The sequence below is a fragment of the Halorhodospira abdelmalekii genome (genome assembly GCF_016583625.1).
Taxonomy (GTDB): Bacteria; Pseudomonadota; Gammaproteobacteria; order Nitrococcales; family Halorhodospiraceae; genus Halorhodospira; species Halorhodospira abdelmalekii.
In genome coordinates, this window is sequence record NZ_NRRN01000014.1 from 21,625 (window position 1) to 44,699 (window position 23,075).

At 62.6% G+C, this 23,075-nt stretch carries 22 protein-coding genes; 20 read left to right on the forward strand and 2 right to left on the reverse strand.

Going from position 1 to position 23,075, the window contains the following annotated elements; translation table 11 throughout:
- Window position 1 precedes the first annotated feature (1 nt).
- On the forward strand, window positions 2-493 hold the full coding sequence (locus CKO15_RS04830) for a low molecular weight protein-tyrosine-phosphatase (protein ID WP_200193074.1): 492 nt from the start codon (window positions 2-4) through the stop codon (window positions 491-493).
- Here the strand turns inward: CKO15_RS04830 and CKO15_RS04835 are convergent.
- Window positions 490-3,375 carry an Rne/Rng family ribonuclease gene (locus CKO15_RS04835; RefSeq protein ID WP_242464570.1) on the reverse strand — a complete coding sequence of 962 codons (2,886 nt, stop codon included), beginning with the start codon at window positions 3,373-3,375 and terminating at the stop codon, window positions 490-492. The genes CKO15_RS04830 and CKO15_RS04835 overlap by 4 nt on opposite strands.
- Before the next feature lie 661 nt (window positions 3,376-4,036).
- Here CKO15_RS04835 and CKO15_RS04840 point away from each other — a divergent pair.
- Both CKO15_RS04840 and CKO15_RS04845 read left to right on the forward strand, forming a co-directional pair.
- Window positions 4,037-5,053, forward strand: coding sequence for an RluA family pseudouridine synthase (locus CKO15_RS04840; protein WP_200193076.1), 1,017 nt, complete (start codon window positions 4,037-4,039; stop codon window positions 5,051-5,053).
- Window positions 5,050-5,997 carry a S49 family peptidase gene (locus CKO15_RS04845; protein ID WP_200193078.1) on the forward strand — a complete coding sequence of 316 codons (948 nt, stop codon included), beginning with the start codon at window positions 5,050-5,052 and terminating at the stop codon, window positions 5,995-5,997. Before CKO15_RS04840 ends, CKO15_RS04845 begins: the two co-directional genes overlap by 4 nt.
- A 44-nt stretch (window positions 5,998-6,041) precedes the next feature.
- Here CKO15_RS04845 and CKO15_RS04850 read toward each other — a convergent pair whose 3' ends face one another.
- Complete coding sequence (locus CKO15_RS04850) at window positions 6,042-6,623, reverse strand: Maf family protein (protein ID WP_200193080.1); 582 nt, start codon at window positions 6,621-6,623, stop codon at window positions 6,042-6,044.
- Window positions 6,624-6,693: 70 nt separating this feature from the next.
- Between CKO15_RS04850 and CKO15_RS04855 the strand changes: the two genes are divergently transcribed.
- The 17 genes from CKO15_RS04855 to CKO15_RS04935 all read left to right on the forward strand — a co-directional run bounded on the left by CKO15_RS04855 (window position 6,694) and on the right by CKO15_RS04935 (window position 23,038).
- Window positions 6,694-7,236, forward strand: a complete 543-nt coding sequence (locus CKO15_RS04855; protein WP_200193082.1) for a YceD family protein — start codon at window positions 6,694-6,696, stop codon at window positions 7,234-7,236.
- 106 nt (window positions 7,237-7,342) lie between these two features.
- Window positions 7,343-7,522: a 50S ribosomal protein L32 gene (gene rpmF / locus CKO15_RS04860; protein WP_200193084.1), complete on the forward strand. Its 180-nt coding sequence runs from the start codon at window positions 7,343-7,345 to the stop codon at window positions 7,520-7,522.
- 59 nt (window positions 7,523-7,581) lie between these two features.
- The gene (gene plsX / locus CKO15_RS04865) at window positions 7,582-8,616 is read left to right on the forward strand and encodes a phosphate acyltransferase PlsX (protein WP_200193086.1); all 1,035 of its coding nucleotides are present in this window, start codon (window positions 7,582-7,584) and stop codon (window positions 8,614-8,616) included.
- A 2-nt stretch (window positions 8,617-8,618) separates the two neighbouring features.
- Window positions 8,619-9,590, forward strand: a complete 972-nt coding sequence (locus CKO15_RS04870) for a beta-ketoacyl-ACP synthase 3 (RefSeq protein WP_200193138.1) — start codon at window positions 8,619-8,621, stop codon at window positions 9,588-9,590.
- A gap of 79 nt (window positions 9,591-9,669) precedes the next feature.
- Window positions 9,670-10,623, forward strand: coding sequence for an ACP S-malonyltransferase (fabD, locus tag CKO15_RS04875; RefSeq protein WP_200193087.1), 954 nt, complete (start codon window positions 9,670-9,672; stop codon window positions 10,621-10,623).
- Between the two features lie 112 nt (window positions 10,624-10,735).
- Complete coding sequence (gene fabG, locus CKO15_RS04880) at window positions 10,736-11,494, forward strand: 3-oxoacyl-ACP reductase FabG (RefSeq protein WP_200193089.1); 759 nt, start codon at window positions 10,736-10,738, stop codon at window positions 11,492-11,494.
- Window positions 11,495-11,642: 148 nt separating this feature from the next.
- Window positions 11,643-11,882, forward strand: coding sequence for an acyl carrier protein (gene acpP / locus CKO15_RS04885; protein WP_011814030.1), 240 nt, complete (start codon window positions 11,643-11,645; stop codon window positions 11,880-11,882).
- An 86-nt stretch (window positions 11,883-11,968) separates the two neighbouring features.
- Window positions 11,969-13,216: a beta-ketoacyl-ACP synthase II gene (gene fabF, locus CKO15_RS04890; RefSeq protein ID WP_200193091.1), complete on the forward strand. Its 1,248-nt coding sequence runs from the start codon at window positions 11,969-11,971 to the stop codon at window positions 13,214-13,216.
- Window positions 13,217-13,218: 2 nt separating this feature from the next.
- Window positions 13,219-14,064, forward strand: coding sequence for an aminodeoxychorismate lyase (gene pabC / locus CKO15_RS04895; protein ID WP_200193093.1), 846 nt, complete (start codon window positions 13,219-13,221; stop codon window positions 14,062-14,064).
- A complete protein-coding gene (gene mltG / locus CKO15_RS04900; RefSeq protein WP_338035997.1) occupies window positions 14,064-15,116 on the forward strand; it encodes an endolytic transglycosylase MltG in 1,053 nt (350 codons plus the stop codon). The genes pabC and mltG overlap by 1 nt, the downstream gene beginning before the upstream one ends.
- 105 nt (window positions 15,117-15,221) lie before the next feature.
- Entirely contained in the window at window positions 15,222-15,902 is a 681-nt protein-coding gene (gene tmk, locus CKO15_RS04905) for a dTMP kinase (RefSeq protein ID WP_200193095.1), read from the forward strand.
- A complete protein-coding gene (locus CKO15_RS04910; protein WP_200193097.1) occupies window positions 15,902-17,074 on the forward strand; it encodes a hypothetical protein in 1,173 nt (390 codons plus the stop codon). Before tmk ends, CKO15_RS04910 begins: the two co-directional genes overlap by 1 nt.
- Window positions 17,075-17,246: 172 nt before the next feature.
- Window positions 17,247-19,079, forward strand: a complete 1,833-nt coding sequence (locus tag CKO15_RS04915; protein WP_242464571.1) for a TonB-dependent receptor plug domain-containing protein — start codon at window positions 17,247-17,249, stop codon at window positions 19,077-19,079.
- Between the two features lie 262 nt (window positions 19,080-19,341).
- On the forward strand, window positions 19,342-19,872 hold the full coding sequence (locus CKO15_RS04920; protein ID WP_200193102.1) for a hypothetical protein: 531 nt from the start codon (window positions 19,342-19,344) through the stop codon (window positions 19,870-19,872).
- A gap of 34 nt (window positions 19,873-19,906) precedes the next feature.
- On the forward strand, window positions 19,907-21,043 hold the full coding sequence (locus CKO15_RS04925; protein WP_200193104.1) for an aminotransferase class V-fold PLP-dependent enzyme: 1,137 nt from the start codon (window positions 19,907-19,909) through the stop codon (window positions 21,041-21,043).
- 142 nt (window positions 21,044-21,185) lie between these two features.
- Window positions 21,186-22,694, forward strand: a complete 1,509-nt coding sequence (locus CKO15_RS04930) for a DUF1538 domain-containing protein (protein WP_420842116.1) — start codon at window positions 21,186-21,188, stop codon at window positions 22,692-22,694.
- On the forward strand, window positions 22,691-23,038 hold the full coding sequence (locus CKO15_RS04935; RefSeq protein WP_200193107.1) for a P-II family nitrogen regulator: 348 nt from the start codon (window positions 22,691-22,693) through the stop codon (window positions 23,036-23,038). Before CKO15_RS04930 ends, CKO15_RS04935 begins: the two co-directional genes overlap by 4 nt.
- Window positions 23,039-23,075: the final 37 nt, after the last annotated feature.

A 23,075-nucleotide genomic window follows, 5' to 3' on the forward strand; every position in this document is an offset into this window, starting at 1 on the left:
CATGAGCAATCAAGAGCCATTTCGCATTCTGCTAGTCTGCATGGGCAATATCTGCCGTTCACCGACGGCAGAGGGGGTCCTACGGGAGCATTTGCGCCGTGCTGGACTCGGGGATTCGGTGGTGATCGACTCGGCCGGCACCCACGACTACCATGTCGGTAAGCCGCCCGATCCACGCGCCCAGGCGGTGGCTTTGCAGCGCGGGATCGACATCAGTGATCTGCGCGCGCGCCAAGTCGAGCGGGAGGATTTTGCGACCTTCGACTCGATCTTGGCCATGGACGAGGGCAATGCCGCCATACTGCGCGCCGACGCGCCGCCGCGCTACGCTGCTAAAATCGGAATGTTTCTCGACTATGCAGCGCAGTGCCGCGAGCGCGAGGTGCCCGATCCGTACTTTGGCGGGGCGCAAGGCTTCGAGCATGTGCTTGATCTCATCGAGCAGGCCAGCGCTGGGCTGATCGAGCAACTCGAACAGCGATTGGGCCGCTAGCGATTCTGCTCGTCGGCTTCAGCCTCGGCCTCCCCGTGTACCGCCGCCGTCTCCGAGTGCCGATCCGCCGGCGGTGTCCAGAACGACGCCTGCCCGGAGGAGGGGTGCGTTGGTTCGCTCGCGGTGGTTGCCGCCGCCTCGGGTTGCGGTTGCGGGGTTGGTGCCGCCGCTGCGTCGTTCTCCGCCGCGGCTGTTGCAACGGCGGCCGCGGTTGCGGCGGTTTCGGTCGTCGCTGTTGCTGCCACGCTCTCTTCCGGTGCCTCGGATGCCGCTGCTGACATCGCCGCGTGATCGTGCGCAGCGGCGGGTTCAGAGGGTTCAGCCGACGGGCGTGTCCGTTCGGCTAACTGGGCGCGCGGCAGCCGCGGGCGTCCTGAGCGCACGCGTTTGCCACTCGGGTGCGGAGTCGCTTCCGTTTGCGTGCGCGTCGTGCCACCGCTCCCGCTCTCTTCGGCAGGGGCAGCATCGGCATCGGCATCGGCATCGGCATCGGCATCGGCAGTGGCAGTGGTATCGGCAGTGGCATCGGTATCAAGCGTATCCCCTGCACCATGCACGTCCTTCTCGCCCCATTCATCGTGCGCGCCCTGCTCAGCGGCGCCATCCGCGCTTGTGCTACGCCGCCGCCGCCGTCCGCCGCGGCGGCCACGGCGGCTGCGACCGGAACGGTTTGCACTCTTGCGGGTGCCGTCCTCGCTGGTCTCCTCGTCGCCCTCATCGCTCTCTTCGGATGCCGTTGCCGACGCTGTAGCGGTGTCGGTTGCCGCCGCTGCACTCCCGCTCTCCTGACTCTCGCCCTCCAGGGCCGCCGGTGCCGTTCCGCTGCTGAGTATGTCGTCGTGGTGCGCTGTCTCCTCAGTCTCGGCCGTCTCTGCTGCTGGTGGTGGGGCAGCAGCAGTGGGTCGTCTCCCGGTGACCGCAGTGGACTCGCTCTCCGCTACTGCATCCGCCTCGCTATCGTCGTGTTCCGCTTGCGCTGGCGGTGCCTCGTTGCTGCCCTCGGCGTCGTTGCGCCGGCTTGTACCGCGACCGCGGCGACCACGTCCGCCCCGCGAGCGGCCACTGCTGCGTTTGGCGCGTCGGCCGCTGCGCGGACCTTTCGAGTCGGTCTCCGTCTCATCGATCCCACCGATCGGTCGCTGCCGCTCCTCGGTGGCTAGTTCGCTGCCTTGAAAGAGCAGGCCGCGTAGGCGTTGAAAGATCGATTCGAGCGGGACTTGATCCCCCCCGGAGAGGATCGTCTTGATACCGCGCGGTGCTGTTTCGGCACCACCTGGGAAGGGTGCCGGGGTGCTTGGTAGGACGCCGCGCACCGCTGGCAGCGGGGGGCGTGAGGCCGGCAGACCGGCTTCGACCAGGCTCGGTTCATCCGCCGGGGTGACCATGTGGTAGCTGAGTTCGGTCGCCGGACTCTCCTCTTCGTTGCGCATCCGCTGCACTTCGTAGTGAGGGGTCTCGAGGTTGCGGTTGGGAATGAGCAGAATGTGGACAGCGTGGCGCGATTCTAGATCGGCGATCTGGGCTCGTTTCTCGTTGAGCAGGAAGGTGGCGACCTCAATCGGCAACTGCGCAAGCACCTTGCCGGTCTTATCCTTCATCGCCTCCTCTTCGATGATGCGTAGGATCGACAACGCGAGCGACTCGACGCTGCGCACGGTGCCTTGGCCGCCGCAGCGGGCGCAGACCTCCTGGTGGGCCTCGCCAAGGGAGGAGCGCAGACGTTGTCGGGACATCTCAAGGAGGCCGAAGCGCGAAATGCGCCCGACCTGAACCCGCGCCCGGTCGGCCTTGACCGCCTCGCGCAAGCGGTTTTCGACCTCGCGTTGATTGCGCGGCGGCCCCATATCGATGAAGTCGATCACGATCAGGCCGCCGAGATCGCGCAGCCGTAGCTGGCGGGCAATCTCTTCCGCTGCCTCCAAGTTGGTATTGAGTGCCGTCTCCTCGATATCGGCCCCCTTGGTGGCGCGCGAGGAGTTGATGTCGATAGAGATCAGGGCCTCGGTGTGATCGATAGCGATCGCTCCGCCCGAGGGGAGCCGGACCTCACGCTGGAAGGCCGACTCGATCTGACTTTCGATCTGATAACGCGAGAAGAGCGGCACTGGGTCGCGATAGCGCTTGAGTTTTTGCTGGTTGTACGGCATGACTTGCTCGATAAACTCGTGCGCTCTGCCGTAGACCTCTTCATCATCGACGAGGATCTCACCGATGTCCGGGCGCAGGTAGTCGCGCAGGGCGCGAATAATGACGTCGCTCTCTTGGTAGACGAGAAAGGGGGCAGGGCGTTCGGCGCCTGCCTTAAGGATGGCCTCCCAGAGCTTGAGAAGGTAGTCGAGATCCCATTGCAACTCCTGAGTGTTGCGACCGACGCCGGCGGTGCGCACGATCAGCCCCATTCCTTCGGGGACATCAAGGCTGCGCAGACTTTCGCGAATCTCGGCGCGTTCGGGGCCCTCAATGCGGCGCGAGACCCCGCCGGCGCGCGGGTTGTTCGGCATCAGCACCAAATAGCGACCGGCTAGGCTGATATAGGTCGTCAGCGCGGCTCCCTTGTTGCCACGCTCCTCCTTGTCGACCTGCACCAGCACCTCTTGGCCCTCGTAGAGGGCTTCGCGCGGTGGTGTGCGTTGGCCGGTGGTATCCGTACAGTAGGCCGGTGCGATCTCCTTAAAGGGCAAGAAGCCGTGACGCTCAGCGCCGTAGCGGACGAAGGCCGCCTCTAAGCTGGGCTCGACCCGGGTGATGATGCCTTTATAGATGTTCGCCTTTTTCTGTTCGCGTGAGGGGGCCTCGATGTCAAGATCGTAGAGGATCTGGCCATCAACAAGGGCTACGCGCAACTCCTCCGGTTGAGTTGCATTGATGAGCATTCTTTTCATGGTCGATGCGTCTCCGCAGCCCTGCAGCCAACGCTTCGGCGGCGTGAGTCTGGCCGTACCGTCTCAGGTCGTTGTCGATCATGCGCGTTACTCCGAAGGGGCGCAGGGCCATTGGTCTGTTCGCTGGTTCGACTCTTGCGTTCGGCCGCACCCACAAGGCGACTGCCGCAGATCGCAAGAGCCCCGGTATCTGTTTCGCTTAATCTCTCTCCGCCTACACTGCGGGTGCGCTGTTTGAGCGCGATCGCGCGGGGCCGCTCTCGTAATTCCCGCTTTCTGTTCTGTTCTGCCAGGCGATCTTTGGTAATCATCCTGGCTGTCCGCCGCTAACATCCCCCCGTTCAAAGAACGGGGACTCCAGACGGCACGATTGCGCCGCTGGTGGGGCGGTCATATGGTCGGTCCCGGGCTCCTGTCGTGCAGCGGTGTCTAACGCCTCTGCTCCACAGGCCCGCACGCGATATCTCCGCGTACGTCTTAAGTCTCTCCGTTGCCCGCCGTATCCTTCGAGCAATCGCCCGCTGCCCACATCGGGCAAGCCGCCCCCCGGAAGTCTGTTGCTGCAGCGGCGATTTCAGTGCGCCCGCTGCAGCTTGGGATCAATTCTATCAGTCAGTTGTACACGCATACAAATGTAACTATTCTGCTATACTGTGCAGTTATGTCAGAGTCTCGATCCAGCGTCTCCCACCACCGTGTGCTCGCCGATGAGGCCGGGCAGCGCATCGATAACTTTCTGCTGCGTCGGCTCAAAGGCGTGCCACGCAGTCGCGTCTATCGGTTGCTGCGGCGCGGTGAGGTGCGCATTGATGGGGCGCGTGTGCGGCCAACCGCACGCCTTGAAGCAGGGCAGCTCGTACGCATTCCGCCCGTCACCCAGGCGGCGAGGCCTGAGGGCGTAGCGGGCGGTGGGGCGGCAGCGCGGCTGCCTGCAGCACTGCTAGAGCGCTTGCGCCATGCGGTGCTCTATGAAGATGAGCGACTGATCGTTCTCAATAAGCCGAGTGGCTTGGCGGTCCACGGCGGCAGCACGGTCCGGCTCGGGCTGATCGAGGCGCTGCGCCAGTTGCGCCCGCAGTTGCCGTTCGTGGAGCTTGCCCACCGGCTCGATCAGGAGACCAGCGGCTGTCTGATCCTGGCCAAGCGCCGTTCGACGCTGCGCCGCTTGCACGCACAGTTGCGTGACGGGGCGGTGCGCAAGCAGTATACCGCTTTGTTAGTCGGTACGCTGGCTGAGTCGCACTACCGTATTGATGCGCCCCTTGAGCGGCGTTCAGGGGCCGGCCATGAGCGGCAGGTGTGGGTTTCCGAGGCGGGGCGAGCGGCCCGCACCGAGCTGCAGCTTCGGCGTTCTTATGTCGTCGGGGAACCGGTCATCGGGGGAGGGGTCTCATTGGTCGATGTCGATCTGGCCACTGGACGAACGCACCAGATCCGCGTTCACTGCGCCCACATCGGCCATCCGGTAGCCGGCGATGCCCGCTACGGTGAGCACGCCGCCAACGCCGAGTTGCGCCGCCGTTGCGGGCTGCGGCGGCTCTTTTTGCACGCCAGTGGCGTGGCCTTTGAACACCCTGATCACGGGACGCCGCTGGAGGTTGTGGCCCCGCTCAGTGAGGATCTACAGCGGGCGCTCGCCCGCTTAGACAATGAGCAAAGAATTGAGGAGAGTCCATGAGCGATCAAGCTTGGGAGCGCGCGGCGCTGCGCGAGATTATTGACGAGGCGTTACGCGAGCGTCGGCGAACACGCCGTTGGCAGCTGATCATGCGGGTGCTGATGGTGGTCGCTGTGCTGGTTTTGGCGATTAGCATCACGCAGTGCGCGATGATGAGTGGCGAACGCAAGAAAGAGATCGGCCCGCACACTGCGCAAGTGCGTATCGATAGCCCGATCATGGCCGACTCGGCATCGAGTGCCGAGCAAGTGATCAGGGGGCTGAACGCGGCCTTTGAGGCAAAAGAGGTCGCCGCGGTCGTCCTGCGCATCAATAGCCCGGGTGGCAGTGCGGTGCACTCACAGCAGATCTACGATGAGATTAAACGCCTGCGCGAGGCGAACGAGGAGATCCCAGTCTATGCGGTTATCGAGGATATCGGCGCGTCAGGGGCCTACTTCGTTGCTGCTGCCGCCGATGAGATCTACGTCAGCGGCTCAAGTATCGTCGGTTCAATCGGGGTGATTGCCGGTAGTTTCGGGCTGCAAGAGGCGATTGAACGGCTTGGGATCGAGCGGCGTGTCTATACCGCGGGCGAGGATAAGGCCTTTCTCGACCCGTTTGCCCCGCAGCGCTCGGAGCACGTCGAGCACCTGCGCCTGATGCTCGATGAGATCCATACGCAGTTTGTCACGGCAGTCCAGGAGGGGCGTGGCGATCGGCTCAGTGACGATGATCAGATCTTCAGCGGACTCGTCTGGACCGGCAGCCAGAGCATTGAGCTTGGGTTGGCCGATGCAATTGGCAGCGTCGAGAGCGTCGCCCGTGACGTCGTCGGTGAAGAGAAGATCGTCGACTACACGGCCAAGCGCGACTTTTTTACCGAGTTGACCGAGCGTTTCGGTACCAGTGTGGCGCACTCGCTTTACCATGCGCTGCTGCGCCTGGAGTATCAGCCACGCTGATCGGCCTCGTATGGCCACCGACCCGGCGGCACCCCCTTCCTGTGCTAGGGCAGGGGGATGCCGAATTGGCGCAGTAGCCGGCTGACAGCAATCAGGGGCAGGCCGATTAGGGCGGTGGGATCGCGGCTCTCGATGGCCTCCAACAGCGTGCTGCCGAGCCCCTCGGAGCGCAGCGCTCCGGCGCAGTCGAAGGGGGTGTCGGCGTCGACATAGCGAGCGATGGTCGTGCTATCGAGGCGGCGAAAGTGCACATGGACTGGCTCCAGTGCGTACTCGGTGCGGTCGCCGTCGGTGACGGCGAGGCCCGTTAGAAAGACTAGGTGGTTGCCCGAGGCGCGCGTGAGTTGGGCAATGGCGGCCTCGCGCGTGTGAGGCTTACCAAGGATCTCGTCACCGAGTAGGGCGATCTGATCGCCACCGATGATCACTGCCCCAGGATGGTCGGCTGTGACTGCGTGCGCCTTGGCGGCGGCTAGGCGGAGGACAGCCTCTTGAGGGCGCTCGTCGTCGCCGATCGTCTCATCGACCTGCGGGGCTGCTACAGCGAACTCGATGCCGAGCCGCGCAAGCAGTTGACGACGATAAGGCGATGTGGATGCCAGGATCAGGTTTTCAGATTTTAACATGGTAGGGCCGGTCGATCATGGTGGTAAGGAAGCCGCGCCGTGCTTTACAGGTTACGGGCACCTCTATAACATGCCACACTTTATGCTACCGGATGGCCTGCTTCCTGAGGATTTTGGCAGCGATGCGCGCTTTTATGAAGGCGTGCTCGCGCTAGCGGCGATGTCGCGGCTGTCGCCGTTGCTCGCCAACGCCGATGATGCGGGTGCCGAGCCGGTGCGGTTGCGTTTTTCCGCCGCACGCGATGAGGCCGGCAGGCGCATCTTAGAGGGCTCGATTGAGGCGATTTTACCGCTGATCTGTCAGCGCTGTTTGCGGTGCTATCAGCAACCAATCGAGACGACGTTTCGCCTGATCGTGGTGTCCTCGGAGGCGGAGGCCGAGGTGCTGCCCGCCGAACTCGAGCCCTATGTAAGCGGAAGTGGTACGGTGCGGCCGCTTGATGTGGTCGAGGAGGAGCTGTTGTTGGCGTTGCCGTTTCCGCCGCGTCATCCGCCGGGCGGGTGTAGACCGCCGGCACACAGCGCGGGCATCGAGCGTCAGCAGTTGAGCCCTTTTGCCGAGCTGCGCGAGCGTATCTCAGGCAGCGCCAGTGGTGGCAAGAAAGGGCGGTGACGTCCGCGTGAAGACCCCGTGAAGCGTTGTCAATTTGGGGCGTTCACGGGGTTAAATTGCGCGATCAATCAAGTATTTTATGCTGGGAGTATGGGAGTAGAGACCGATGGCGGTACAGCAAAATCGTAAGACCCCTTCGAAGCGCGGTATGCGGCGTGCCCACGATGGCCTACAGAAACCGACGCTCTCGGTTGAGCCAAAAAGCGGTGAGACTCACCTGCGCCACCATGTCAGTGCGGACGGTTACTACCGGGGGCGTAAGATTGCCCGCGGCCAAGACGATTGACCGAGCAGCGGGAGGCAACCAAAGCCGACGCCGCGGCGAGTCTAGGAACTGAGAGAGCGATGGTTGCGACCACGACGCTGACACTCGATGCAATGGGCGGGGATCACGGGCCGTGCGTGGTCGTCCCGGCGGCGGTCGAGGCCCTTGAACGCCATCCAGATCTAAACTTGGTGCTGGTTGGTCTACGGGAGCCTTTGGCCGCCGAGTTTAAGCGTCTGGGGGTGAGTGAGTCGTCGCGACTGCAGGTGCGCTATTGCACCCAAGTAGTCGGCATGGACGAGTCACCGTCGCTGGCGCTGCGCAGCAAACGCGACTCATCAATGCGCGTGGCGCTCGATATGGTCAAGGCCGGTGAGGCCAACGGCAGTGTGAGCGCCGGAAATACCGGCGCCCTGATGGCGACGGCCCGCTATCTGCTCAAGACGCTGCCGGGGATCGATCGCCCGGCGATCATGAGCACGATTCCGACGCGTGGCGGTGCGACCCACATGCTCGATTTGGGCGCGAACGTCGACTGTAAGGCCGAACATCTCCTCCAGTTTGCGGTGATGGGCGCAGTAGTGGCCGAAGCCGTTTATGGCATTGAGCGGCCGCGGGTCGGGCTGTTGAACGTCGGCGAAGAGGAGATCAAGGGCAACGATCAGGTCAAGCGGGCGGCCGAGATGTTGGCCGGCGCCGAGGAGATCAACTACACCGGCTACGTCGAAGGGGACGGCATCTTCAAAGGCGAGGTCGATATCGTTGTCTGCGACGGCTTCGTTGGTAATGTGGCGCTCAAGTGCAGCGAAGGGGTCGCTGCGCTGATCGCCGATTACATGCGCATGGAGTTCCACCGCAATCTTCTCACCCGTCTTGCCGGTGCCGTAGCCTTGCCGGTGCTCAAGTCGTTGCGCCGGCGCATCGACCCGCGGCAGTACAATGGAGCGAGCCTGCTGGGGCTGCGTGGCGTGGCACTGAAGAGCCACGGCTCGGCCGATGTATTGGCGTTTGGACGGGCGATCGATACGGCGGTGGTCGAGGCGCGCCAAGGCGTGCCGGGGCGCATTGATGAGCGAATCGGCGGGTTGCTGAGCGGCTTTAGGAGACGGCGGTGACGATCCGGTCGAGGATTATCGGCACCGGCAGCTTTCTGCCCGAGCGGGTGCTGACGAATCATGATCTTGAACGCCTCGTTGAGACTTCCGATCAGTGGATCCAGGAGCGGACCGGGATTCGCGAGCGGCGGGTGGCCGGCTCCGATGAGGATTGTCGGGCGTTGGCCCGGCGTGCCGCGGAGCGGGCGCTAGCGGCGGCGCAGATCAGCGGTCAGGAGATCGATCTGGTCGTGGTGGCGACGTGTACCCCCGATCACATCTTCCCGAGCACCGCATCCGGGCTGCAGCGCATCCTCGGGGTTCGCCCCGGCGCTCCGGCCTTCGATGTCTCTGCCGCCTGTTCCGGGTTCATCTACGCGCTCGGCATCGCCGATCAGTTCATTCGGGCGGGCAGCGCCCAGCGCGCCCTAGTGATCGGTGCGGAGACGATGACCCGCATCCTCGACTGGGAAGATCGCGGCACCTGCGTGCTCTTCGGTGATGGTGCCGGAGCGGCGGTGCTGGAGGCGACCGAGCAGGAGGAGGGCATCCTGGCGACCCGCCTGCACTCGGATGGGCGTTACGAGTCGCTGCTCTATGTGCCGTGGGGACCCGGGCAGGGGTTCCCGGCGCTGCAAGAGCGTGGCGGCTATATCCGCATGCGCGGCAACGAGGTCTTCAAGGTGGCGGTCAATACCCTGGCGCGCATCGCCGAAGAGAGCCTTGAGGCGGCCGGTGTCGAGCAGTCGGAGATCGATTGGCTGATCCCGCATCAGGCGAATGTCCGGATTATCCAGGCGACCGCAAAGCGGTTGAATTTGCCGATGAGTCGGGTCGTTCTGACCGTTGGCGAGCACGGCAATACCTCGGCGGCGTCGGTGCCGATTGCCCTCGATACGGCGGTACGCGACGGTCGGGTCCAGCGTGGCCAGTTGCTGTTGCTCGAGGCCTTCGGTGGTGGATTTACCTGGGGCTCGGCCCTGATTCGTTACTGAGTCGTCATTGAGTCGCTACTGATTCGCGGCCGTTTCACTACGGATCCTCTGCGGGTCAGCCACTAAAGGAACGGTTGCTATGACAGTCTCGAATGCACAATTGGCGTTTATCTTCCCCGGACAGGGCTCGCAAGCGGTCGGCATGATGCGCGACTGGAGCGACAACTCGACGGTGAGCGCGACCTTCGCCGAGGCATCGCAAGTGCTCGACTACGACCTATGGGCACTGGTCGAGGAGGGGCCGAGCGAGACGCTCGATCGCACCGACTGCACGCAGCCGGCGATCTTGACCGCAAGTGTAGCGTTGTGGCGGTTGTGGCGTGAACGCGCTGGAGTGCTGCCGCAGTGGCTGGCTGGACACAGCCTCGGCGAATACTCCGCCTTGGTGGCTGCAGAGGCGCTGGCGTTCACCGATGCCGTGGCGTTGGTGGCTGAACGTGGTCGCCTGATGCAAGAGGCCGTTGCCCCCGGTGAAGGGGCGATGGCGGCAGTGATCGGCCTTGAAGATGAGCAGGTGCGTGCCGTCTGCGCCGAGGCGGCAGCACAGCGGGGGCAAGTGGTGCAGGCGGTCAACTTTAACGCCCCGGGGCAGGTGGTGATCGCCGGTGAGCGGGAGGCCGTAGAGGGTGCCGGTGAGGCGGCCGAGCAGGCGGGCGCAAAGCGCATTCTGCCGCTCTCGGTCAGTGTCCCGTCGCACTGTACGCTGATGCAGCCGGCCGCTGAGCGGCTCGCCGAGCGCCTTGCCGCAATCGATATCCGGCAGCCATCAGAGTCGATGCGCGTGCTCCACAACGTCGATGTGCAGGTCAGTAGGACCCCCGAGGAGATCCGGCAGCGCCTGGTCGCTCAGTTGGCTCAGCCGGTGCGCTGGAGCGAGACCGTGCAGCAGATCGCCGCAGCGGGGGGAGAGGTCTTTGCCGAGTGTGGCCCCGGTAAGGTGCTTAGTGGTTTGACGCGCCGTATTGAGCGGCGTCTTGAGGCCGTGCCAATGGTCGAGCCGGACTCCTTCACGGCGCTGCTTGAGCGTGGCTAGTTTTTTGGCGAGTATGGGGCGGGGCGTGGCGATGGGCCGGGGCTGGTTTTGACTCTGCTACCGGATGGTTTTGCCGCGCTCTATGCTGAGTCTCTGCAACAGAAGGGGAGCGATGGTGGAGCAGCTGCAGCTGAGCGATGAGATTGCGCTGGTAACGGGCGCAAGTCGAGGGATCGGCCAGGCCATTCTGCGCACGCTGGGCGAGAGCGGGGCAACGGTCATCGGTACCGCGACCAGCCCACAGGGTGCCGAGCGAATCGCTGCCGACCTGCAGCAGGCGGGACTGCGTGGGACCGGTATGGTCCTCGATGTCACCGTTGCGGAGCAGGTGCAGGGGGTCGTTGGTGCTGTAACCGAGCAGTTCGGGGCGCCGACGATCCTCGTTAACAATGCCGGGATTACGCGCGATAACCTACTCATGCGGATGAGGGATGAGGAGTGGGATGCGATCCTCGATACCAACCTCTCCTCGGTCTATCGGCTCAGTAAGGCGTGTTTGCGCGGAATGAGTAAAGCGCGCCGTGGGCGGATCATCAACATTGGTTCGGTCGTTGGGGCGATGGGCAATGCTGGTCAAGCGAACTACGCCGCAGCTAAGGCGGGTGTGACCGGCTTCACACGGGCATTGGCGCGCGAACTCGGGGCGCGCGGGGTTACGGTCAATACCGTGGCTCCGGGCTTCATCGAGACGGACATGACCGCGGCGATGACCGAAGAGCAACGCCGTGCGCTGATTGCCAACGTGCCGTTGGTGCGGCTTGGAACGCCGGCCGATGTGGCTGCGGCGGTCCTCTTTTTGGCCTCGCCGGGGGCTGGTTACATCACTGGTGAGACGCTGCACGTCAATGGCGGCATGTATATGTCGTCGTAGCGATTTTCTGCCTTACTTCTTGTGATCAAAGAGTTAGACGAATAACAAAAGTTATGGCCGGGTTCTGGTGCTCGGCGTTCTGTTCCCCTACAATACGCGCCGCAGCCGGAAGACTGCGCCTAAAGAACATTTTCGGAGGACTGTCTACATGAGCAGCATCGAAGACCGCGTCAAAAAGATTGTCGTAGAGCAACTGGGGGTCAAGGAGGAAGAGGTAACCGGAGAGGCCTCTTTTGTGGACGATCTTGGCGCTGACTCGCTGGATACCGTAGAGCTGGTGATGGCGCTCGAGGAGGAGTTCGAGTGCGAAATCCCCGACGAAGAGGCAGAGAAGATCACGACTGTTCAGCAGGCGGTGGACTACATCAAGAAGCACTTGGAGGGTTGACCCTCCGTCCGGCTACAGTCTGAAGGCGCAGCGGAGCCGGTCCCCTTGGGGCCGGCTTCCGCACATTCGCGCCCCGGAGCGAGTCAATGGATGATCAAGCGGTTGTCGTAACAGGTTTGGGAATCGTCTCCCCAGTCGGCAATACCGTCCAGGAAACATGGGAAGCGATCACTGCCGGGCGCAGCGGGATTCGCCCGATCACCGAGTTTGATGTCTCGGCTTACAGCGTGCGCTTTGGGGGCACGATCGAGGACTTCGATATCGGTTGCTACCTCCCGGCGAAAGAGGCCCGCCGGATGGATCCCTTCATTCACTACGCCTTCGGCGCTTGTGCGCAGGCCCTCGAAGACAGCGGACTCGACCTCGAGCGGCTCGATCCTGAGCGCATTGGCCTGTCGGTAGGCTCTGGGATCGGTGGTATTCAGGGGATTGAGCAGGGGCATCAGGCCCTTATGGATGGCGGAGCGCGCAAGGTCTCGCCCTTCTTGGTGCCGAGCAGCGTCATCAACATGGCCGCCGGAAATCTGTCGATTCATTACGGCTTGCGTGGACCCAATCTCGCTACAGTGACTGCCTGTGCGGCTGGGACGCACAATATCGGTCTCTCAGCGCGCCTAATCGCGGCAGGCGATGCCGATGTCATGATTGCCGGTGGTGCTGAGAAGTGCATTACCCCGCTCGGGGTGGCCGGATTTGCCTCAGCACGGGCGCTTTCGCAGCGCAATGATGACCCTCAGGCGGCTAGCCGGCCGTGGGACGCTGAGCGTGACGGCTTTGTGCTCAGCGAGGGAGCCGCCTTGCTGGTGCTGGAGTCGTATGCGCACGCCCGCCGACGGGGCGCGCGAATCTATGCTGAACTCGCCGGTTTTGGCAACAGCGCCGATGCGCACCACATTACCCAGCCGCTGGAAAGCGGAGAGGGGGCGCAGCGGTGTATGGCGCGAGCACTGGCCGATGCGCGTATGAACGTTGAGCAAATCGACTATATCAATGCTCACGGCACCTCGACCCAGGTTGGCGATATCGCCGAGGCGACGGCAGTAAAGCGTCTGCTGGGTGAGGCGCAGGCAGCGCGCGTGCCGATGAGTTCGACGAAGTCGATGACCGGGCACTTGCTCGGGGCCGCCGGCGGGCTCGAGGCGGCGCTCAGTGTGCTGGCCCTGCATGAAGGGGTTATCCCGCCGACGATCAATTTAGAGCAGCTTGATGCCCGCTGCAGTGGCATCGATCCTGTGCCCGGCGAGGCTCGTTCGCAAAAGCTGCAGACGGTACTGAGCAATTCCTTTGGCTTTGGTGGGACGAACGCCTCGCTGCTTTTTAGGAGTCTTGGCTAGCCTTGCGCGATAAGCAGTTGGTCAACGGCCGGACCGGGTCGATCGTCGATCCAGGGGATCGTGGCCTGATCTACGGGGACGGCCTCTTTGAGACCGTTGCGGTGCGTCAGGGGCGGCTCTGTCTGTGGAACTACCACATGGACCGCCTGTTGGATGGCGCCCGCCGCATCGGTCTGCCGGAGCCGCCGCTGACGACGTTGCGCGAAGAGGCGCGCTATCTGGTGCGCGATGTCGGTGACGCGGTGCTCAAAATCCTCTACACGCGCGGGCCGAGCGAGCAGCGCGGCTATCTGCCACCGGTGCGGCCCCTGCCGACCCGGATCCTCTCACTCCAGGAGCCTTCCAACCACCCCGCCGAGCGGTGGCACGGTGTCCACATTCGCCTCTGCCAAGGCCGTTTCAGTCGGCAGCCAGCACTCGCCGGCATCAAGCACCTTAACCGCCTTGAGCAGGTCATGGCACGGAGCGAGTGGCGTGATCGCGAGACTGGTGAAGGCTTGATGCTCGATGATAACGGACTGGTCATTTCAGGGACGGCTACAAACGTCTTTGCCGTCCAGTCGGCTGCGCTTATTACCCCGCCGCTCGATCAGTGTGGGGTCGCTGGGGTAATGCGGCGCTGGGTACTGGAGTTGGCGCCACAGCTGGGATTGCGGATCGAGCAGCGTAGCCTTTACCCCGAAGAGCTAAGCGGGTTCGATGAGCTGTTCGTGACCAACAGTTTGATCGGTCTCTGGCCCGTGCGCAGTATCTCCGGTGATACGGTGGCGGTCGGCCCCGTGGCCCAGCAACTATTGACCCGGGTCGCCGCGGAGACGCTGGCGCCCGATGAGTGGATCGACGACTAGTGTCTTCCCGCGCGCTTCGTATCACCCTGGTTTTCGTCTCGGCAGTGGCCGTGCTGGTGCTGGCCGTTCCGGTCGTTGGCTATCTGTGGGTGGGGCAGCGTTTGGATGCGCCGCTACAGATGGCTCCCGAGGAGCAGCGCATCGTACAGATCGAGCCGGGTTCCTCCTTTAGAGGGGTGGTGAATCGGTTGGCGGCGGCAGGTTGGATTGACGAGCAGACGGTGTGGGCGCTGCGCCTCTATGCACGTGCAGGTGGCGAACTCACCCGGTTGCAGGCGGGCGAGTACGCGGTTGAAGAGTCGTTGCGGGTGCGTGATCTGCTCGACCGTATGCAGCGTGGGGAGGTCGTGAACCACCGCCTGACCGTCATTGAAGGGTGGACGGTTGCTGATCTGATCGGGGCGCTACGCCGCCACGATGCGATTCGCTTTACCCTGGAGGGGGTGGCTGAGTCGGACCTGCTCGCCGCTATCGGTATTGAGACGCCGGATTATCTCCACTCTGAGAGGCATCCTGAAGGCCTTTTCTACCCAACGACCTACCGGTTCCCCCGCGGAACGAGCGATCGGCAGCTGCTGCGGCAGGCCTATACTGAGATGCAGAGACGGTTGGCGGCGGTTTGGGCGCAGCGGCAAAGTGGTTTACCGCTCGACTCCCCCTACGAGGCGCTGATTCTTGCCTCGATCGTCGAACGCGAGGCCGCCTTGGCCGAAGAGCGCCCGCGCATCGCCGGAGTCTTCATTCGGCGACTGGAGAAGGGGATGCGGCTGCAGGCCGACCCGACGGTGGTCTACGGTCTCGGCGATGAGTTTGAGGGACGATTGCGTCGTGCCGATCTGCGCCGTGATACGCCGTACAACACCTATACGCGCCACGGTTTGCCGGTGACACCGATCGCTCTTCCAGGTTCCGCCTCGTTGCAGGCGGCGGTCGATCCGGCGCCCGGCGATGAGCTCTACTTCGTTGCGCGCGGCGATGGCTCGCACCACTTCTCCAAGACCCTCGAGGAGCACAATCGCGCAGTCCAGCGCTATATCCTCGGGCGGCAATAATTGGTCATTGACTTTTTCGGAGCGGCCTATTCGCCCGCGGCTGGCGAAACTTCAGATCGCGAGCCCGTCATACTGTTCGGTTAACGAGCATAGGAAGATGTTTCCATGGTTTTAGGAGCGGTGCGTGGTAGCGGCTGCCTCATCACCGTTGAGGGCATTGAGGGTGCGGGCAAGACGACCTGTCTGGAGGCGGTGGCCGAGGTCTTGGCTGTGAGTGGCGTTGCCGAGCCGCTTTTTACCCGCGAACCGGGTGGTACACCGCTCGGCGAGCGCCTGCGATCGGTCTTATTAGACCGCTCTTTTCGGGGGATGAGCGCCGATGCTGAGGCGCTGCTGCTGTTCGCTGCGCGCGCCGAACATCTCGCGCAGGTCATTCGCCCCGCGCTGCAAGCCGGTCGGTGGGTCGTCAGTGATCGTTTTACGGACGCCAGTTACGCCTATCAAGGCGGGGGGCGGGAGCTCGGTGAGGCGCGTATCGCTGCCCTGGAACGATGGCTCGAACCGGTCGTAGAGCCCGATTGGACACTGCTGCTCGACGTTGCACCGGACGTTGGCCGGCAGCGTATTGAGGGGCGTGGGGAGGCGCCGGATCGCTTCGAGCAGGAGCAGTCGAACTTCTTCGATAAGGTGCGCGCAGCCTACCTGCAGCGCGCAGCCGCCGAGCCGCAGCGCTTTATCGTCATCGATGCCGCTGCACCCGCCGCAGCGGTTGCCGAACAGGTGCGCACTCAGCTTCTTCAAGCGCTCCGCCTTCGTCAGCAGAGTGTGGGGGCGGGGGCCTCGTAATGATGCTCTCCCGGCCGCAGCGCAGTGAATTACCGCCGTGGCTTTTGCCGGTGCTCGATCGGCTGTTGGCGCTCTGCGATGAGGAGCGTCTGCACCACGCTTTGCTGCTGACCGGCGCCACCGGAGTGGGCAAGCGTCTACTCGCCTCCGCCCTGGTACGCGGGCTGCTGTGCCGCGCCGATCCGGGTGAGCGGCCGTGCGGCCACTGTCGTGACTGTCGCCTCAGTGTCGCTGGGAGCCATCCCGATATTCGCGAATTGACACCCAACCCTCTAGGGCTCACCGCGAGCGGTGCAAGCGAAAGCAGCAAAACGCGCAGCAAAAAAAAACAAACCGGGGAGCAGAGGCGGGGCGAAAGCTCAGAAACCCATGCTCAAGGGGCTAAAGGGTTGAGTGGCGGAAGCACTGCCGGTGCTAACGAGCACGGCGAAATCGTGATCGACGGTGTTCGCGAGCTGGTCGATTTTCTCCACCTGAGTGCGCAGCGCGGTGGCCATCGTGCGGCCTTGATTGTCCCTTGCGACCGGCTTAACCGGGCTGCGGCGAATGGACTGCTCAAGGTTCTGGAAGAGCCACCCGGCGGGACTTTCTTGGTGCTTGCCACGGACCGTCCCGCGCGCCTTCCGGCGACGATTCGAAGTCGTTGTGCTAGCTATACGGTGCCTCGCCCCGAGGCTGCGGCAGCGCAAGAGTGGCTCGCTGCGCGCTATCCGAAGACCAGCCGTGAGCGGTTGCAGCGGGCGTTGATTTTGGCAGCTGGCACGCCGTTGCGCGCCGAGGCGGTGATTGAGCAGCGGCAACTTGAGCGTTTCGAGGAGTTGCTTAGACAGCTGGAACGGTTGAGCGCCGGTGGTGATCCCGTGAAAGAGGCCGAGGCGTGGCAAGAGGAGCCGCGGCTGCTCGTCGATCTCTTGCTTCAGGTGATCGTCGAAGTGTTGCGTTATCGGCAGACCGGGCAGGGAAGCGATGGAGACCTTGATTTGTTGCCTGCGTCTTTGGTTACGCGACTGGCCCAGCAGATCACTCCGGAAAGAGGACACCAGCTGAGTGAGCGCTTGCTGCTGCATCGACGCCACCTTGAGCAGCCGCTGCAAGGACGCTTGAGCGCCGAGGCGATCTGGCTCGATTGGCTGAGCGCGGTCAAAAAGGAGACCCCTTGCAGGAGCCATTAATGGCGCTGGAAGTTCGGCGTAAAACCGCTGCTGCAGCGGTCTCAGCTCTGCCTGCCGTGTGATTGCGTATTGAGAACTAATCAGGGTGGTGCTAATGTTTGCACCCCTTTAGATAGGGACATATTTTGAATTACGACCACAAACCATACCTACATACTCTTAGGAATACCCAATGGCACAACACTGGCTAAAAACCATTTGGATCATACTCGTACCCTCTATCGGATTCGCCGCTAACGAGACACACTCTCCACCGACCCGGTTAGAGCCTGTCGTTATTACCAGCAGTCCTTCGAGCGCAGCCGACAGGGAATCGGTCCAGAGCGTAAGCGTGATCAGTAGGAGTGATATCGAATCGGTGCCGGCAGCGACGCTAGCCGATCTGCTCTCCACTGTTGCAGGTGTCGATGTACGTCGGCGGGGCGGTGCCGGTGTCCAGGCCGATATCGGTATACGCGGAACTGCCTATGAACAGACCTTGGTGCTGCTCAACGGTATCCCGCTTAGGGATCCACAAACCGGCCACCACGATCTTAACCTTCCGTTACCGCTTGAGCAGATAGAGCGCATCGAGATCGTCCGTGGTCCCGGTGGCATCCAACATGGAGGACACGCCACTGGGGGGCTGATCAACGTGATTACGCGCGAACCGGATGGCGGTGAACACGGCTTCACTATTCGTGGCGGTAGCTTCGCCACGCGGGGGTTGCACGCGCATACCGGGTATGGCGATGGGCGCAGTGGACATCTGCTCTCGGGAAGTATCGAGGTCAGCGACGGCCATCTCTCCGGATCACGCGCCGATAGTGATCTGAGGCAGATGAGCTACACGGGTTATGCACACCTGGATGCCGGATCGCTAAGCTGGGGAGTCGGTGCAGAGGAGCGCGCCTTTGGGGCTTGGAAGTTTTACACGGCCGACTTTCCAGAGCAGCGCGAGAAGACCGCCTCGCGGCTCGCCTATCTGAGCGGTCGCAGCGAAATCGGCGAGTGGTCGATTGCACCGCGGATCTTTTGGCGCGGGCACGAAGACTGGTTTAGCACACAAGTCGGCGATGACGAACACATTAACGAACACGAGACCGATGTACGAGGTGTGCAATTGGCCAGCGAGCGCAGCATTGGGAGTGACGAAACCGCTCATGTAGCGCTTGGCGTCGGGGTGATCGGCGAGCGAATTGAATCGAGTGCGCTTGATGATCATCGACGTCAGGAATCGACCGCATGGATCGCTCATCGCCAAGCCCTTTGGAGTGGTCGCGGCGTGTTTGAGGCTGGACTTAACGGTGTACGTTTCAGCGATTACGGCAACGAGTGGCTGCCTTCGTTCGGCTTTGGCTATCGCTTTTCAGAGCGCTGGCGCGCCTCTTTCTCGTCGGCGCGCTCTGTGCGGGTGGCGTCGTGGACCGAGCAACATTTGTCGACGTCGGGGAATGTCGGCAACCCGGAGCTCGCGCCGGAGCGTTCTGATCTTCATGAGGTTGCTCTGCATTTCACAACGGGTGACCATCGGCTAACCGGCGCACTCTTCGAGCGCCGCACCGACGATTTGATCGACTGGGGGCGTGACCCCGGCAGCGTCGAGTGGAAAGCGGACAACTTCGATGGTCATCGCACCCGCGGAGGTGAGATCGAGTGGCGCTGGCAGCCCGCCGATGGAGCGGTGATACGCTCGCTGGGTGTCGCTTGGACTGGCATTGAGACGCGCCTGGATGAAGAGGGCATGGAGATCAAGTACGCACTCGACTATCCGCGCCAAACACTCGTACTGAACGGTCTCTTCGATCTGGCTGCGGCTGGTGAGCTTTCGGTCCAGGCGAGGGGTGTCGACCGCACCTCAAGCGGTCGCGCTGCCCTTATCAGCGCACGTCTGCAGCGTCAGTTTGCGGCGGTAGCACTCTTCGTCGAGGGGACTAATCTACTCGACGAAGAGGTGATTGAGGCCGGTTTTGCCCCACAACCGGGGCGGGCCCTCTTCGTGGGGCTAAGTTGGCGCGCCCGGTAGTCGATGCCGTGGCGGCATGGAGCGCCTATCGCCGAGCCGGACTGGCACGACTGGACTGGCACGACTGGACTGGCACGACTGTGATTGGCACGACTGGACTGGCAATTGATTGCGCTTCGTCAGATACTGGGGGCGCGGAGCGGTGATTCCTGGACGCTGTGCTCGGATAACGTGCTCATGCAGAACGGGATCGCTGGTGTGGAGCGCGCTGCCAAGTGGCCGTCTGCCGAGCGCAGCGTCCTGGGGTCTCGAGGAGGTGAATATGCGGAGACAGACCAAGGTGCTCACGGCGACGACCGCTGTCGCCTTGTCGGTCGCTCTGTCGATCGCTTCTTTTGGGGTTGCTGCCGATGAACGCAGCCAGTCCTACCCGTTCTGGAGCTACGATATCGGGGTTGGGAGCGGCTACTCCAGCGCCGAAGGCTCTTTTGCCGAAGGCCAAGCCGCCCTGAATACCCACTTTACCTCCTGGCTGAACTGGAGAAATGCTGGGTTCTACCGCAGTTACTCCGACAGGGACAATTTCTACGGGCTCGATACATCGTTGCTCGCTGGCGGCGGCACGCGTCTCAACGATCAGGTCGGGATTGCCTTCGAGGCGGGCGGAGGTTATCGCTTTACCAGTGTCCGCGAACACGCCCCATTCGCTGAGGCCGCGCTGCGCGGTAGCGTTGGCGATGTGCGGGTCCGGGCGAATGTAAAGTATCTCTTCTACGAGGCCGTAGGAGACGAGCGTGAGAACGAGGTCATTTTCAGTGTAAGCGTCTCGGGCCGAACAGCTGGGCGGTTCTGACCAACCAATCTGTCCCTATAGATAGGATCTATCCATGTCGATCCGGCGCCATCCGCAGTTTCCTCAAGAGCCTGACCGCGTCTATCTCAACCACGCCGGGGTCGGCCCGTGGCCGTTGCGGGCTGGCGAGGCCGTACAGCGCTTTGCCTCCGAGTGTGTCACACGTGGGTCCGCTGACTATCCGGCGTGGTTGGAGGTCGAGGCGCGTCTGCGACAGCGCTTAGCACGCCTCTTCGGTGGTGTGGCGAGTACCGATATCGCCCTTGTTCCCAACACCTCTGCCGGGTTATCGCTGCTCGCCTATGGATTGCCGTGGCAGCCGGGTGACGAAATCGTCATTAACGATCAGGAGTTCCCTTCCAATCGCTGGGTTTGGGAGTCGTTGGCACCGCGTTTTGGCGTCACCATCCGCCGTGTCTGCCTTGATGACGGTCCCACCCCGGAGGATGCCCTGATCGCCGCGCTGAGTGCGCGCACTCGCCTGCTGCCCGTCAGCAGCGTTCAGTACGGCACTGGTTTGCGGATGGATCTGGAACGACTCGGTGCCGCCTGCCGTGAGCGCGGGGTGCTCTTGTGTGTCGACGCCATTCAAAGCCTCGGTGCACTCCGCTTCGCTATTGATGCCGACTGTGTGGTGGCCGATGGCCATAAGTGGATGCTCGGCCCCGAGGGTCTAGGTGCCCTCTACCTGCGCCCGGAATTGCGTGAACGTCTGCAGCTCAATCAGTTCGGTTGGCACATGGTCGAATCGCTCGGTGACTTTAGCGCCGCAGCTTGGCAGCCAGCGGCGAGTGCGCGCCGATTCGAGCCTGGCAGCCCCAATCTACTCGCCGCCCACGCCCTAGAGGCGAGCTTAGCAGTGCTTGAAGAGAGCGGCCCGTGTGAGGTCGAAGAGGCCGTACTCAAACACGCCCGCTGGAACATGGAGGCAGCCCGCCGCCGCGGCTACCCGCTCGTGACCCCGCAGCGGGAGGACCGTCATGCCGGGATCGTCACTTTTCAAGTACCGTTGCACGACCCGTTAAAGCTGCTCGATGCCCTGCGGCGAGCGGGGGTTGCTTGCGCCGAGCGATGCGGTGGTATCCGTTTCTCCGCGCACTTCTATCACGCTGAGGAGGAGTTAGAGCTGGCTTGGGCGTTGCTAGATGAGTGCATTGGCGCTGCTTCTTAAGCGTACCTTGCGCGAGCCACTACAAACAGTGCATGTGCTGATCCTCCGAGATCGCGTACGATGACGGTATACTCTAGGGGCCACCCCCTCCCAGGACGGCATGGGTGAGTACAATGACCGACATCTCCGAAAGCGCAGCCTCTTGAATCAGATCAGGGAATTTTACAACCTCCTGCAGCACTCGTTCAGGAACCTGCTGCCCATCATCATCGTGGTGGCCGTCTTTCAGTTTGCCATCATCCGGCAGGTCCCCGACGGTTGGCTGCCGATGGCCGTCGGCCTGCTGGTGGTGGTGGTGGGCGTGGCCCTCTTTCTCCAGGGGCTGGAGATGGGGATCTTCCCCATCGGCAAGAACCTCTCCAACGAGTTTGCCAAGAAGGGGTCGCTCTTCTGGCTGATGATCTTCGGGTTCTGCTTGGGCTTTTCGGCGGTGATCGCCGAGCCGGCGCTGATCGCGGTCGCCGGTCAGGCCGAGATGATCAGCGGCGGCGAGATCAGTGCTCTAGTACTGCGCTTGCTCGTCGCGCTTTCCGTAGGTGCGGTGGTGGCCTTGGGGATCGTGCGCATCGTCCTGGGGCACAGTCTGCACTGGTACATGATCATCGGCTACCTGCTGGTGGTCACGGTGACCTTCTTTGCGCCGGAGGAGATCGTCGGGCTGGCCTACGACTCCGGCGGTGTGACCACGAACATTGTCACCGTTCCCCTGATCGCTGCCCTGGGTATCGGCTTGGCCATCTCGATTCGCGGACGCAACGCCTTGACCCACGGGTTTGGCCTGGTGGGCTTGGCGGTGATGGTGCCGATGATCGCTGTACAGCTCTATGGGATCTTGGTCTACTCCCTGGGGGATCCGGAGATGGTCCGCGGGGCAGCGCCGTTGGCCGAGGCCGCAGAGGACGAGGCGCTGAGAGAAGTAGGCGGCAGCGTACTGCTCGGCATGCTCACCGATCTGCTGGTGATGTTCCGTGATGTCCTGCCCATCATTGCAGTGGTGGTGCTCTTCCAGTACCTGGTGATTCGCCGAGGCATCGCCCACGTCCATAAGGTAGTCGCCGGTTTCGTGCTGGTGATCTTCGGCCTCTACGCCTTTGTCGTGGGGCTGAAGCTGGGTCTCTTCCCCATCGGCCGCAGCATGGCAGAGCAGCTGATTACCCTGGACGGGTTTCTGTTTGTCTACTTGTTTGCCTTCAGTATCGGATTTGCCACCACCATGGCCGAGCCCGCCCTCATCGCCATCGGTCAGAAGGCGCAGGAGGCCGGCAAGGGGAAGCTCAACGGCAACACCATCCGCCTGCTCGTCGCTATCGGGGTCGCTGTGGGCATCACCTTGGGTGTACACCGGATCATCGCTGGAGACTCGATCCATTACTACATCATGGGGGGGTATGCGGTGGTGATACTGCTGACTTGGTTGTCGCCTCGCTACATCGTCGCGTTGGCTTACGATCTTGGTGGGGTGACGACCTCCGAGGTGACGGTGCCCCTGGTCACTGCCTTGGGCATCGGCCTGGCTACCCATATCGAGGACCGCAATGTTCTTATCGATGGTTTTGGTCTCATCGCTTTCGCATCGATCTTCCCGATTATCAGTGTGATGCTCTATGCTATCGCCGTTGAACTCGTCAATCGCTGGAGGCAGCAACCATGAAGTTTGCCGTGCTTGTGGCCATCCTGGCCGACGAATTGGAAGAGAAGGCCATTGATGTGGCGCGCAAGACCGGGGCGGGAGGCGTAACGATCCTGGATGCTCGGGGCATCGGCGGCGAGGAGAAAAAGACCTTCTTTGGTTTGACCTATGAAGGCAGTCAGTCGGTATTGATCTTCGTGCTCGAAAAAAAACTCTCCCTTGCTGTGATGAAGGCACTGCGCGATGAGCTGGATTTGAAATCCCACTCCAAGGGAGTGGTCTTTACGATGCCTCTTGAACACATCGCTGGGATCGATCTGGGGCAGGTGGCACGCTTTGAGGAGCGGATTAAGGACGAACTGTAGTATAGGCTATTGAACAATAGGCAGTTGGAAATCGCGC